This window comes from Variovorax saccharolyticus (genome assembly GCF_030316765.1).
Lineage (GTDB): Bacteria > Pseudomonadota > Gammaproteobacteria > Burkholderiales > Burkholderiaceae_C > Variovorax > Variovorax saccharolyticus.
Genome location: NZ_JASZYT010000003.1, coordinates 197591 through 210689, shown reverse-complemented (window position 1 = coordinate 210689; position 13099 = coordinate 197591). Strand labels below are relative to the sequence as shown.

Annotated in this window: 13 protein-coding genes; 7 read left to right on the top strand and 6 right to left on the bottom strand. The window is 70.0% G+C overall.

The features are described 5' to 3' along the window. Positions 1-13: 13 nt before the first annotated feature. From QTI45_RS11705 to QTI45_RS11690, 4 genes are all read right to left on the bottom strand, one after another. Complete coding sequence (locus tag QTI45_RS11705) at positions 14-1492, bottom strand: sulfatase family protein (RefSeq protein WP_286654464.1); 1479 nt, start codon at positions 1490-1492, stop codon at positions 14-16. A gap of 36 nt (positions 1493-1528) precedes the next feature. Continuing rightward, positions 1529-2005, bottom strand: coding sequence for a MarR family winged helix-turn-helix transcriptional regulator (locus QTI45_RS11700; RefSeq protein WP_286654463.1), 477 nt, complete (start codon positions 2003-2005; stop codon positions 1529-1531). After that, entirely contained in the window at positions 2002-2979 is a 978-nt protein-coding gene (locus QTI45_RS11695; protein WP_286654462.1) for a carbon-nitrogen hydrolase family protein, read from the bottom strand. The genes QTI45_RS11700 and QTI45_RS11695 overlap by 4 nt, the downstream gene beginning before the upstream one ends. Positions 2980-3073: 94 nt before the next feature. After that, positions 3074-4885, bottom strand: a complete 1812-nt coding sequence (locus tag QTI45_RS11690; RefSeq protein ID WP_286654461.1) for an acyclic terpene utilization AtuA family protein — start codon at positions 4883-4885, stop codon at positions 3074-3076. 154 nt (positions 4886-5039) lie between these two features. Here QTI45_RS11690 and QTI45_RS11685 point away from each other — a divergent pair, with 154 nt between their 5' ends. From QTI45_RS11685 to QTI45_RS11650, 7 genes are all read left to right on the top strand, one after another. Further along, positions 5040-5618 carry a DUF2889 domain-containing protein gene (locus tag QTI45_RS11685; RefSeq protein ID WP_286368701.1) on the top strand — a complete coding sequence of 193 codons (579 nt, stop codon included), beginning with the start codon at positions 5040-5042 and terminating at the stop codon, positions 5616-5618. A 199-nt stretch (positions 5619-5817) separates the two neighbouring features. Further along, entirely contained in the window at positions 5818-6105 is a 288-nt protein-coding gene (locus tag QTI45_RS11680) for a hypothetical protein (RefSeq protein ID WP_286368702.1), read from the top strand. Between the two features lie 141 nt (positions 6106-6246). Continuing rightward, the gene (locus tag QTI45_RS35350) at positions 6247-7473 is read left to right on the top strand and encodes a peptidoglycan DD-metalloendopeptidase family protein (RefSeq protein WP_353621296.1); all 1227 of its coding nucleotides are present in this window, start codon (positions 6247-6249) and stop codon (positions 7471-7473) included. 81 nt (positions 7474-7554) lie between these two features. Then, positions 7555-8469, top strand: coding sequence for a protein NO VEIN domain-containing protein (locus tag QTI45_RS11665; RefSeq protein WP_286654460.1), 915 nt, complete (start codon positions 7555-7557; stop codon positions 8467-8469). Between the two features lie 126 nt (positions 8470-8595). After that, positions 8596-9771: an acyl-CoA dehydrogenase family protein gene (locus QTI45_RS11660; protein WP_286654459.1), complete on the top strand. Its 1176-nt coding sequence runs from the start codon at positions 8596-8598 to the stop codon at positions 9769-9771. A 20-nt stretch (positions 9772-9791) separates the two neighbouring features. Further along, positions 9792-10601: a TIGR03084 family metal-binding protein gene (locus QTI45_RS11655; protein WP_286654458.1), complete on the top strand. Its 810-nt coding sequence runs from the start codon at positions 9792-9794 to the stop codon at positions 10599-10601. Then, on the top strand, positions 10598-11467 hold the full coding sequence (locus QTI45_RS11650) for a phosphatidylglycerol lysyltransferase domain-containing protein (RefSeq protein ID WP_286654457.1): 870 nt from the start codon (positions 10598-10600) through the stop codon (positions 11465-11467). The genes QTI45_RS11655 and QTI45_RS11650 overlap by 4 nt, the downstream gene beginning before the upstream one ends. Positions 11468-11479: 12 nt before the next feature. Here QTI45_RS11650 and QTI45_RS11645 read toward each other — a convergent pair whose 3' ends face one another. Together QTI45_RS11645 and QTI45_RS11640 are read right to left on the bottom strand one after the other, a co-directional pair. Beyond that, positions 11480-11731 carry a hypothetical protein gene (locus QTI45_RS11645; RefSeq protein WP_286368711.1) on the bottom strand — a complete coding sequence of 84 codons (252 nt, stop codon included), beginning with the start codon at positions 11729-11731 and terminating at the stop codon, positions 11480-11482. 139 nt (positions 11732-11870) lie between these two features. Beyond that, positions 11871-13082, bottom strand: a complete 1212-nt coding sequence (locus tag QTI45_RS11640) for a substrate-binding domain-containing protein (RefSeq protein WP_286654456.1) — start codon at positions 13080-13082, stop codon at positions 11871-11873. Positions 13083-13099 lie beyond the last annotated feature (17 nt).

The following is a 13099-nucleotide window of genomic DNA, read 5'->3' as shown; positions in this document are numbered from 1 at the left end:
GCCGATTGCGGGTTCAGGTCATCCGGTACTTGTCGTCCACGGGCGTCGGTCCGAGGTTGCCGCGCGTCAAGGCGCTGTCGCGGCCGCCGAAGCGGATCACGAGGTCGTTCTGGTCGTCCTTCGCCTGGCGGTCGACCGCCTCGGGGTCGAGCATGGCGCGCAGCATCGACTCGAAGCCGGCACAGGTCGCCGCGTGCCGCGGGTCGGCGGCGAGGTCGTGCAGTTCCTCGGGGTCGGCTTCGAGGTCGAACAGCTCCGGTCGATGGCCGACGTAGTGGTGGTACTTGTAGCGGCCTTGGGCCAGCATGAAGGCCGCGCTCTCGGCGCCGACCGCGTGGTATTCGCTGAAGCCGATGCGCAGGGGGTCGTCGGCCTCCTGTGCCATCCGCTGCAGCGAGCGCCCCGGCAGCGCCGATTCTTCCGGCAGGGCGGGAATGCCGCAGGCGTCGAGCGCGGTCGGATAGAGGTCGACCAGGCTGGCCTGCGTGCTGCGCACCTGGCCCGCGGGGATGCCGGGTCCGGCGACGATCATCGGCACGCCGACCGATTCGCGGTAGAGCGTGGACTTGTTCCAGAGGCCGCGCGCGCCGAGGTTGTCGCCGTGGTCCGAGGTGTAGACCACGGTCGTGTCCTGCGCTTGGCCCGAGGCCTCGAGCGCCGCCAGCACGCGGCCGACCTGGCCGTCGAGATAGGACACCAGCCCGAAGTAGCAGCGCTGCGCGAGCTGCCGCCGTTCGTCGCTGCCGAGCGCCGCATCATGGTCCCAGTGGCGCGCCATGCGCTCGACCCAGGGATGGCGCCGGTGGCCGTGCTGCGGCTGCAGCTTGAACGCGGGCAAGGCATCGCAGGGATACAGGTCGAGCCATGGCTGCGGCACGACCAGCGGCATGTGCGGCGCCACGAAGCCGACGAAGAGCGCCCAGGGCTGGCCCGCCGCTTCGCTCGCGCGCGCGTTCACCCAGTCCGCCGCGGTGTCGGCGATGCGGGCGTCGTAGCGGTTGTAGCTGGACTCGCCGGCGCCGAGGTCGTCGAAGATCGGCGAGGCGCCGCGCGTGGCCGGCATCGGATCGCGCACCGAGCCCCAGACCAGCCCGATGCCGTCCTTGATGTGCAGCGCTTCGTGCTGCTGCTGAAAGCCGGCCGGATCGGCGCTGCCGCGGTAGTGCAGCTTGCCGATCGACTCGACCCGCACGCCGGCCTCGGCGAGCCGATGGTGCCAGCTCGACCAGCGGCCCTCGTAGGCGATCGCGTTGTCCCAGTAGCGGGTCTGGTGGGTCCAGCGCCCGGTCGCCAGGGCCGCGCGCGCGGGCACGCAGATCGGGCTCGGTGTCCAGGCATTCTCGAACCGTGTGCCGCGCCGCGCCAGCGCGTCGAGGTGCGGCGTCTGGATGAAGCCGGCACCCGAGCAGCCCATGTAGCGCGGATCGTGTTCGTCCGACAGGATGACCAGCAAGTTCCGGGGGCGGTCGTTTTGTTGCGTTGACAACTTCATGGTGTTCGGCATCCGCAGGGGATCGGGTTGGGGGTGTCAGAGCAGGTCGTCGGCGGCCTGTTGCAGGCGGCCCAGCAGCTTGTAGAGCGCGGCCAGTTCGGTGGCGTTGAATTGCGACTCGAGCTTCTGCTGGCGCGCCATCGACACGCCCGAGCCCTTGAGATGGAGCGCGCGGCCGGCCGGCGTCAACGACAGCAGGAACTGGCGGCCGTCCCGTGGGTCGGGCGTTCGCCGCACCAGCTCGGCCTTCTCGAGTTGCATCACCGTGCGGCTGATCCATCCCTTGTCGACGTCCAGCGTCTGCACCAGGGTGTTGAACGATGCCTGGTCGTGGCTGCCGATCACCGAGATGACGCGCCACTCGGGCACCGAGATGCCGGCGCCGTCGGTGAAGTCGCGCGAGGCCGAGCGGCTCAGCGTGCTGGCCAGCATGATCACGCGGTAGGTGAGGTTGCGGGTGACGTCGACCGGCGTCCGCGTGGCATCGGCGGCCAGCGTGGTGCGGCGGTTCATGGGCGTTCCTTTGTGCCGTGGGCCCAGGCCAGCCCGACCACGTCAAGGCGGGCCGAATGGCCGGCGATGTCGTGGGCGGCCTTCGCGCCGGCGATGCGGGCCGGGTCGATGGTCGCCAGCAGCAGGCCTTCGGCGTCGGGCGCCAGGGGCGTGCACAAGGGGTCGCCGTTCGGCGCGAAGACCTGGGCATGGCCACCGCCCAGGCCCAGCTGCGCGGCCTTCTCGTCGGTGTCGCACACCAGGTCGCGCGTGGCTGCGTCCACCGGCGCGCAGGGGGCGAGCACGTAGCAGCCGCCTTCGGCGGCATAGCTGCGGCTGAGGGCCAGGTAGGTGTCGGCGCTCAGGCCGGCGGCGAAGGCGCGCACCGAGAAGCTGGGCCAGGCGGCGACGTGGACCTCCTCGTTCTGCTGGTGCAGTGCGTACTTGAACAGCGGGTTGCGGTGCTCGGCGCAGCACAGGGCACCGACCCGGCCGACCGCGGTCGGGTAGACCTGCAGGTCGCCTGCGCCGCTGCCTTCGGCGAACACCCGGCGCTCCAGCGGACCGGGCTTGAGCTTGCGGCGCCGGCCCACGGTCCGGCCGCTGTCGTCGATGAGCCATTGCCCGATGTAGAGCGCGTCGCCGTCACGCTCGGCCAGGCCCATCACGACCATGATGCGGTGCGCGCGCGCCGCCGCGGCCAGCCGGTCTGCCGCGGGCGTGCCGTACTGCATGGCCTGCGCCGCATAGCGCCGGTCGAATCCGTGATCCGCCGCCCAGGCCGCAGGCGCCAGCCAGACCCACCAGGGGTAGCCGGGGAGCCAGAGTTCCGGAAAGGCGACCAGCCGCGCGCCCGAACGCGCCGCATGGGCGATCAGGTCGATCGCCTTGTCGACCGAAGCCTCGAGGTCGAGATAGCAGGGGGCCGCCTGCACCACGGCCGCGACCCACGGCGCTGCCGGTTCGGTCGACGATGTTGCTGGAGCGGCATGCATGAGGAATCGGCCGTCTGAAGTTTGTTGTGATGACAACATTCTAGGCGGCCTTTGCAGGATGTCAAGCCGGCACGCCGGCCGGCCTGGCCCGGGCTCAACCGGCCGCGCGCGCCGCCTCCGCCACGCGCCGCGGCACCTGCACCGTCGCATCCAGCAGCATCTGCGCCATGCCCTTGCCCAGCGGGTCCATGCGCATCGACGACGGGCCGCCGCCATCGAGCGCATCGTGCAGCAGCAGGTTCATCGATGCGATGCCGGGCAGGTGGAAGCGTTCGACCTTGCCGTGCGCCAGGTGGGCGAAGTAGTCCCCGACGAACTGCGGCGTGACGCGCGACCACAGCAGCGGCAGCCACTCCGGCCGGCGCGCGATCAGGCCGATGTTCGACAGGTTGCCCTTGTCGCCGCTGCGGGCCCAGGCGAGCTCGATGAGGCGGACCTCGACCTGCTCGCCGCCGTCCTCCTCGAAGGGCGGCGCCTCGGTGGCCGGCGAGGCCGCCGCGCCGTCGACATCGGCAGGGATCTCCACCACATGCCGTTCGCCCCCGAGCACAAAGGCCACCGGCAGCACGGCCTTGGCCAGCGTGAACGCGAAGGGCTTGATCAGCGGCGACACCGCCGGCCGTCCGCCGCCGGGACTGGTCGTGCCGGGCGCCCACGAGGTGCCCGACGGCGCGATCTCGCGCGCGAACATCGCCAGCGCCGCCTTCTGCGGATGGTTGGCGACCACCCGCATCGTGACCTCGCGAACTTGCCGCGTGCGCGAGTGCGGGCCGTACAGCCATTCGGAGCCGATCACTTCGATGTAGGTCGAGGTGAAGGGCGCGAGGCCCATCTGCTGCAGGATCTCGCCGGTGCGCTCGATGATCGCCTCGGCGGTGCGCACCGCCTTCTTCTCGGCGTCGATGCCGACGAAGACCATGCTGCCGGCGCAGCGGAAGCCGTCGAGCTGCGTGGCCGAAACCTTGTAGCTGGGGGAGGGTGCGCGCCCGCGTGCCGGGCCCACCCGCACGCGGTCGGCGCCGAGCTGCTCGATCGCGACCTCGCGGAAATCGCAGCTGACGTCGGGCAGCAGGTAGGCCCCGGGGTCGCCGATCTCGTAGAGCAGCTGCTCGGCCACGTTGGCGCGGATCACCTTGCCGCCGGTGCCCTCGGGCTTGGTGACGACGAAGCTGCCGTCGGCATGGCATTCGACGATCGGGTAGCCCATGTGGGCCCAGTCGGGGATGTCTTCCCAGTCGGTGTGCAGGCCGCCGGTGGCTTGGCAGCCGCATTCGATGATGTGGCCCGCGAGGCTGCCCGAGGCCAGCAGGTCGTAGTCGCCGGGCTGCCAGCCGAACTCGTGCATCAGCGGCCCGAGCGTGACCGCGCTGTCGACGCAGCGCCCGGTGATGACGACGTCGGCGCCGGCCGCCAGCGCGGCGGCGATCGGCAGCGCGCCCAGGTAGGCGTTGGCGCTCAGCACCTTCTCGGGCAGGGCCTCGCCGGTGAACATGTCGCGGGTTCCGGCCTCGCGCAGCTGCGGCATCTGGGCGCTGACGTCGTCGCCCTCGACCACCGCGATGCGCAGCGCCACGCCCTCGGCCTCGGCCAGTGCCTGCAGCGCGGCGGCGCAGCCGTGCGGATTGATGCCGCCGGCATTGCTCACCACCTTGATGCCCTGGCGCTTGAGCTCGGCCAGCACCGGCTTCATCGCGATGTCGACGAAGTCGGTGGCATAGCCGAGCTCGGGTTTCTTGGCCCGAGCCGAGGCCAGGATCGACATCGTGGTCTCGGCCAGGAAGTCGAACACCAGGTAGTCGAGCCGGCCGAGCTTCACGAGCTGCGGCGCCGCCACCATGCTGTCGCCCCAGAAGCCGGAGGCGCCTCCGATGCGGACGGTTTTCTGCGGGGTCGGGGGGGTCGTCATGGCGGTCTCGCTCCTCGGTGTCGACGGGGTGTCGCTGGAGCAGGGAGCTTAGCCAGCGGCTCGGTCCGAGGCTTGCGCCAACTCGCTGACGCGCGGTGCAGCCATTGCACGCAAGACGCCACGGCGCGCGGGTGGCATCATCGACGCTCCCGCCATGCCACTGCCGCCTTCTTCCGCCGAACGCACCGAGGTGCACGCCCGCACCATCACCATCCGCGGCCATCGCCGTGCCGATGGCCTCTGGGATGTCGAAGGACACCTCGAGGATGTGCGCGCCCACGACTTCCGCTTTCCGGGCGGCGAGCGCCGCGGCGGGTCGCCGATCCATTCGATGTGGTTGCGACTCACGGTCGACGCCACCGCGTTGATCGTCGATGCCGTGGCCGCCACCGATGCCTCGCCCTTCGATGGCATCTGCGGCGCGATTGCTCCCGACTACGCGGCGCTGATCGGACTGCGCGTCGGGCCGGGATTCAGCCGGGCCACGGCGCGACTGTTCGGCGGCGTGCGCGGCTGCACCCATATGTCGGAACTGCTGCGCACCATGGGCACCGGCGTGTTGCAGACGCTGGCCGGACCCGAGCTCGCGGTGTCAGAGACGCAGCAGCCCTCACAGCTCGATGGCTGCCATGCGCTGGCCACCGACGGGCCGCAGGTGGCGGCGTTCTATCCGCGCTGGTATCGGCGCAAGGGCGACGCACGAGAAGACGCGGAACCCGGCACCGGCGAGTGACTGCGGCGGCCCCTCGGCGCATGTCGCGGGAACGACACCCCGCGACCCGATGGGGCGAGACTTTCCTCACACGGATGCCGAGTTTTTACGACCCGGCATGTTTCTTTACGCGCTTTTCAGCGACGCTTAAGAATCGGCGAAGAGACTGATTCCAAGGCAAGGGAACAGTCCCGAGCCCCAACCCAAAGGATCAGACGCCATGAAGCGTTCCGCAGCGCCCAAGCCCCTCACACCCTCGCAGATCAAGCTCGTGCTCGAACTGCTCGAACTGCGGCAGCTGGCGCCGAAGGAGACCGCCGCGAAGTTCAATCAGCTGACGCAGGTCAGCACCTTCTCCGAAGCGCAGCAGGAGGCCATCGAGATCCTCTTCGCGCTCGAGGAGAGGGAGATTCCCGACGCGCTTTTCGAGTTCGCGGACGACGATGCCCGGGGCCTGGTGCGGGACACGCTGCCGCACGAGGCCCGGCTGACCTTCGTCGCCGCCTGACGAGAGCGCCGGCGGCCGTTCCGGCCGATCTTGCGCAGTGCCCGGGCCGAAGCCTGGGCCGCGCGCCAAATGCGCGCGAGAATCCCGTCTGGACGAAGCCGTGCCCCAGCGGCAGCCAAGCCGAGCGAGGAGAAGAGTCCGATGCCGACCGCCGCGCCGCCAGCCCACCGAAGCTGGAGACCCGCCCTTGTTGCGTCAGTGCTTTGCGCGGCGCTCGGCGGCTGTGCCGCGCCTCCGCCGCCGGCCTCGCCGCGCGCGGTGTCGGGACAGTTCGGCTCCTATGTCTGGCCCGCCTACGGACCCACCTTGGGCCGCTTCGATGGCCGCGCCAACAAGGGCATCGACATCGGCGGCAACCCGGGTGACCCGGTGCTGGCCGCCGCCGCCGGACGGGTCGTCTACGCCGGAGCCGGCGTGCGCGGCTACGGCAACCTCGTGATCGTCAAGCACGACGACACCTTCCTCACGGCCTACGGCCACAACAGCCGCGTTCTGGTTCGCGAGCACGACGTCGTTCGCGCGGGGCAGCAGATCGCCGAGATGGGCAGCACCGACACGACCACCACCAAGCTGCATTTCGAGGTCCGACGCGCCGGGGTCGCAGTCGATCCCGAGCCCTACCTGCAGGCCCAGCGGGCCCGGCCGCCGGCAGCGGCAGGTGCGCCGCCAGGGGCGCCGCCAGGAGCGCAGGCAGGTGCGCCGGCGGGCGCGCAAGCGGGTGCGCAAGCGGGCGGTGCCGCCCGGCCGCGGGCCGGCAGGGTCACGGGCTCGGGTTTCGCGGTGGCGCCCGGGCATGTGGTGACGAATGCGCACGTGGTCGAGGGCTGCGGAAAGATCGTCGTCGTCGAGCGCGGGACGGCCCGCGTCAAGGCCGCCGACGCCAGGAGCGATCTCGCGCTGCTCGAGGTCGATGCCGTCATGGCGCCGACCGCCAGGTTGAGCCAGACCCGCCTGCGCCAGGGCGATCCGGTGACGGTGGTCGGCTATCCGCTGCGTGGCCTGCTGGCGGCAGGGCCCCAGGTGACGGCGGGCCACGCGACCGCCCTTGCCGGACTGGCGAACAACACCTCGCTGATCCAGATCTCCGCGCCGGTGCAGCCCGGCAACAGCGGCGGCCCGGTGCTCGACGCGAGCGGCAACGTGGTCGCGGTCGTCACGGGCAAGCTCAACGTGCTGCGCGCCGCGGCTGTCACCGGCGACATCGCGCAGAACATCAACTTCGCGGTGGCGCCGTCGGCGCTCAGGGGCTTTCTGGACGCCCACAACGTGTCTTACGAGGCCGCACCCTCCAGCAAGAGCCTGGGCACGGCGGACGTGGCCGATATCGGCAGGAGATTCACGGTGCTCGTCGAATGCACCCGGGAATGAGATCGCCGCAATTTGGTGCCAGGCCGGCCCACGCTTCGCGGCATACTCCTGGAGGTCACAACTTGCCTGAATCCCCTCCGAATGGACAAAGAAGTCGACCCCGCGGTGCTGGCGGTCATCAATGAAAAGCGCCTGATGGGCGAAAAGCGGACGCCCGTCGAGATCATCGCCAAGATGGGCGTGTTCGAAGCGCGCGAGAAGGCGTCCGAGCACGCCTGGCTGGCCACCGGCGACAACGTCATCGCGACGCTCTGGGCTGAATTCGTGAGCATCGGGACCGGCGGCCGGTGGTTCTATCTCGAGTCCCTGGACACCCAGCGCCGCCTGAGCGGCGGCGAGCGCAGCGCGCTCCAGATCCAGCGCGCCAAGGACCGGCTCGGCCTGCTCAAGCGCACGCTGGACGCCGGCCAGGGCCTGCGGGCCGTGCTGCAGACGAACCGGATCGCCATCGCCGACCTGGAGACCGACAAGGCCGCCAAGGTTTCGACCCGGGTGCCGGACGACCAGGAATGGCACATCGCCCGCTGGGATGCCGATGAAAGGATCGCGGTGCTGGTCCGCGGCGCCCGCGGATGGCTGCCGACCGATGCGGACATGCAGGCCGCGCGGGCGCGCGGCGGTGTCCCGGCTGCGGTGCCGGAGGCCCCGGCTGGCCAGTTCTCTCGAGAAGAGGTGCAGGCGGCGGCACTGGACTACCTGACGCGGCACTTCGCGGGCTACGGCTACAAGGCCGAGAACGTGAGCGCCCAGAAGCTCGGCTACGACATCGAGGTGACCGACAAGAAGGGCAACACCTTGCTCAAGCTCGCGGTCAAAGGCACCGCGACCGGAATGAACGGATTCCAGCTCACGGGCGAAGAGCGCGCCTGCGCCAAGCGGGGCGATCCCTGGCGCCTGGCGGTGGTCACCGACGCCATCGGCCCGGCGGCGCAGCACAAGCTCTACAAGCCTTCAGAGATCGACAGCGCCCCCGGTCTCGAACCGCTGCTCGATTAGGCGGCGCAAGCGGCGGCGGGGACGCCGGCATCGACCGGCGCCTTGAAGGTGATCCGACGACCTCAGCCACTCCGCACAAGACCCGGCGTGCTCCCGCGGCTAGCCTCGCTGCAGTCAGGAGACACCATGGAATTCCTCGAGGCCCCGCCGCTGCCTTTCTATTTCACGCCCGAGCACGAGCAGTTCCGTGCCGGCCTGCGCGAGTTCGTCTCTCGCGAGATCACGCCCTTCGTCGCCGAGTGGGACGAGGCCGAGACCTTCCCGCGCGAGCTCTATGCGCGGGCCGCGTCGCTGGGCGTGCAGGGCCTGGGCTATCCCGAGGCCTATGGCGGCACGCCGGCCGACGTGTTCTTCCAGCTGATCGTCGCCGAGGAATTCGCGCGCTGCGGCGGCGGCGGCCTGCAGGCCTCCCTGAACTCGCACAGCATCGCGCTGCCCCCGATCCTGCACGCGGGCAGCGAGGCACTCAAGCAGCGCGTGATCCCGCCGGTGCTGGCTGGCGAGAAGATCGCCGCGCTGGCGGTCACCGAGCCCTCGGGCGGCTCCGACGTGGCGGCGCTCCGGACCACCGCGGTGCGCGACGGCGACCACTATGTGGTCAACGGTGAGAAGACCTTCATCACCTCGGGCATGCGGGCCGACTTCATCACCACCGCGGTGCGCACCGATCCCGCTATCAAGGGCGCCGGCGGCATCTCGGTGCTGCTGATCGACGGCGACACGCCGGGCCTCACGCGCACCGCGCTCAAGAAGATGGGCTGGTGGAGCTCCGACACCGCGCACCTGCGCTTCGACGGCTGCCGGGTGCCTGCCGCGAATCTGGTCGGGGTCGAGAACAAGGGCTTCAAGACCTTCATGAACAACTTCAACACCGAGCGCCTGTTCATGTCGGCCCTGGCCTGCGGCTTCGCCGAGGTCTGCCTGAAGGAAGCGGTCGACTGGACGCGCCAGCGCATCTCCTTCGGCATGCCGCTGTCGGAGCGCCAGGTGGTGCGGCACAAGCTCATGGACATGACGCTGCGCATCGACGCCGCGCGCACGCTGGTCTACGACCTGGCCTACCGCATCGAGCACAAGCTGGCCGATCCGGCGCGGCTGGTGGCGCGGGTCTGCCTGGCGAAGGTGCAGGCCACCCAGGCGATGCAGTTCTGCGCCGACCAGGCGGTGCAGCTGCTGGGCGGCATGGGCTACATGCGCGGCACGCAGAGCGAGCGCATCTACCGCGAGGTCAAGGTGATGATGATCGGCGGCGGCTCGGAGGAGGTCATGAAAGACCTGGCCGCGCGGCAGCTCGGTCTTTGAAGGCAACAGAAGAAGTCACGATGAAAGACACAGCCGATGACCTGCGCGCCGAGTACGGCGCGCTCGCCGACCTCTGCCGCACGCTGGCACCTGCGCAGTGGCGCCTCGCGAGCCACTTCCATGGCTGGACGCCCTGGGACGAGATCGCCCACCTTTGCTATTTCGACGAGACCGCGACGCTCTCGGCAACTGACGCCGAGGCCTTCGCGCGCGACACCGCGGCGCTGACCGAAGTGCTCGCCGCCGGCCGCGAGATCAGCGCCATCGCGCGCGACAAGTACGGCCACCTCGACGGCGCCGCGCTGCTGGCGCACTGGGAGCCGATCGCGAAGCGGCTCACCGACCTGCTGGCCGGGCTCGACCCCAAGGCGCGCCTGCCCTGGTACGGGCCGAGCATGAGCGCGCGCTCCTTCGCGTCGGCGCGGCTGATGGAGACCTGGGCCCATGGTCAGGACGTGTGGGACGTGGTCGGGCGCGAGCGCGCCGGCACCGCGCGGCTCAGGCACATCGCCCACATCGGCGTCACCACCTTCGGCTGGAGCTTCGTCAATCGCAAGCAGCCGGTGCCGGCGGTGGTCCCGATCGTCGAACTCGATGCACCCGACGGTGAAGCCTGGCGCTGGGGCGATGCGGATTCGCCCGAGTTCGTGCGCGGCAGTGCGCTCGACTTCTGCCTGCTGGTGACGCAGCGGCGCAACCTGGCCGACACCGGGCTGCGCTGCAGCGATGGCTCGGCACGCGCATGGCTCTCGATTGCGCAGTGCTTTGCCGGGCCGCCGGCCGATGCGCCTGCGCCTGGGGTTCGCAAGGTGGTCCGCGCCACCGCATGAGCGGATTGCCGCTCACGCTGGCCTTGCGGGAGCCGATCGAGCCTGCGCTGGCGCGGCTGCGCGAGGGAAGCGGGGCACAGTGCCTGTCGGACCATGCCTTCTCGAACCTCTATCTGTTCCGGGCGGCGCACGACTACCGCTTCCATCCCGGCGACTGGCCGTGCGTCTCCGGCCGCGCCTACGACGGCACCCGGCACCTGATGCCGCTGTTCGCGCTGCAAGCGGCGCCGCCGGACGTGCTGCGCGGCTTGCTCGCAGGACACGACTGCCTGTATCCGATCCCGCAGTCTCAGGCTGCCGGGCTCTGCGCCTCGCAGTTTCGTCACTGGAGTTCCCCGGACGATGCCGACTACCTCTTCGATGCCCGGCAGTTCGCCGACTTTCCGGGGCGGGCGCTGGCGAAGAAGCGCAACCAGGTGCGGCAACTGCTGGCGCGCTGCACGCCGCGCTGCGTTCCCTTCGATGCGGACACGGCCGGCGCTGCGCGCCAGGTGCTGCAGGGCTGGATGGCACAGAAGGGCAGGTCTCGCGGCGATGCCGACGAATCGGCCTGCCTCGAGGCCATTGCCGACGCTGCGGCCTTCGGCCTGGAGGGTTTCGTGCACTTCGACGGCAGCCAGCCGCTGGGCTTCGTGCTGGCCCAGGAGCTGCAGCCGGGGGTGTTCGCGATGCGCTTCGCCAAGGGGCTGGACAGTCATGTCGGCATCTATCCCTACATGTTCCAGCACTTCTGCCGCAGCTTCGCGCGCCCGGTGGACTGGCTCAATTTCGAGCAGGACATGGGGCTCGCGGGCTTCCGGCGCAGCAAGCGCTCGTACGGGCCGGCGGCGCTGATCTCGAAGCTGCGGGTCGCGCTTCGCGACTGAGCGGCGGCACGCCTATCGCGATCGGCGCCCTTCGCTCAGTTCGGGGAAGTCCTCCAGCGAGCGGGCGTAGTGGCGCGAGGCCGCCTCGCGGCGCTGGCTGCGACGCCGCGCGCGGCGCAGCACATCGGCGGTCGAGCCGCCCGCGAGCGAGGCACAGAGCACTTCGAGGGTGACGAGCAGAAACTGCGACTGGGTATTGAAAAGCCGGAACAGCAGGGGAAGAAGCATGGCGAAGCAGGAATGGAGATGAGGCGGATCCGGCATGCGCCGGACTTCGCGCGCGGGGAGTTCGGTCCTCTCGCGTGTCGGGGTATTGGACCGGCGCGCAGGCCCGGCAGCCATCAGAGAAGTCTGAAACCCGGCCGGGCCGGCGCCTGCCGCCGCGCCCGCCGGGCGAGGCCCGCTACCCTGTGCGCTTGTTGCGGATCGGCAGCTTGATCTCCGACGCCGGGATCTCGCGCACCAGTTCGAGGATGTCCCACTCGTCGCTCTGCTGCGCGCGCTTCTTCATCTTGAAGTGGTACATCGGCATCATGGCCTGGTGATCTTCCGGGCGGAAAGTCATGGTGCCCTTGGGCGTCTCGAAGTCCATGCCTTCCATGGCCGCGATCAGCTTCTCGGTGTCGGTCGAGCGCGCCTTGCGGATCGCGGTCACGACCGCGCTGGCGGCCGAGAAGCCGCCGCAGACGAAGAAGTCCGGCGGCATCCTGTAGCGCTTCATGTGCTCGGTCACCAGCCAGTCGTTGGCCTTGTTGCGCGGGAACTTGTAGTGGTAGTAGGTGCCGCCTTCCAGACCCTCGAACTCGCGCCAGGTCTGCATCACGCTCAGCAGCGAGCCACCGGGGGACAGCTCGATGCCGAAGCGCTCGGGGTTCATGCCGGCCAGCTTGCGGATCGGGTGCTCGCCGCCCCATGGGATCACCAGCACCTTGCGCCCGGTCGTGCCCTTGAGCGAATCGGCGATGCGCTGGAAGGGCGCGGTGAAATCGGTCGTGCCCTGCGGCACGAACTCCTCGTGTCCCATCTTCGCCTTCGGATTCTGGCGCCCGAAGGCTTCCTTGTAGGCCGTGACGTTGTCGCGCCCGAACACGTTGTCCTGCGCCAGGAAGGCCACGGTCACCGGCCCGCCGAAGGCCGACACCGAAGCCGTGGCGTCGAGGCTGGTGGTGCGTGCGACGCGGAACACGTAGCGGTTCCACTTGTCGCCGGTGATCGAGTCGGCCGCGGACGGCTCGACGATCAGGATCTTCTTGTACTCCTCGGCGATCGGCAGCGCTGCCACCGTGCCCGACGAGCCGCCGGCGCCGACCGCGATGTCGACCTTGTCGTCGGCATAGGCCTCGGCCAGCAGCGCCTTCGACAGGTCGGGCCGCAGCTGGTCGTCCTTGACGATGATCTGCACCTTGCGCCCGTCGATCGCCATGCTGCCGCCGGTCAGGTATTCCAGCCCCATGCGAAAGCCCAGCTCGTCCTGCTTGGCATAGGCCTCGAAGGGGCCGGTCTTGGCGACGATCAGCGCCACCTTGATGTCGCCGGTCTGCGCCAGCACCGCGCCGGTGGTGGGCAGCAGCAGGCCGGCGGCGGTCGCCTGGCTGAATCTTCTTCTCGAAATCATGTGTGGGGTCTCCTGGT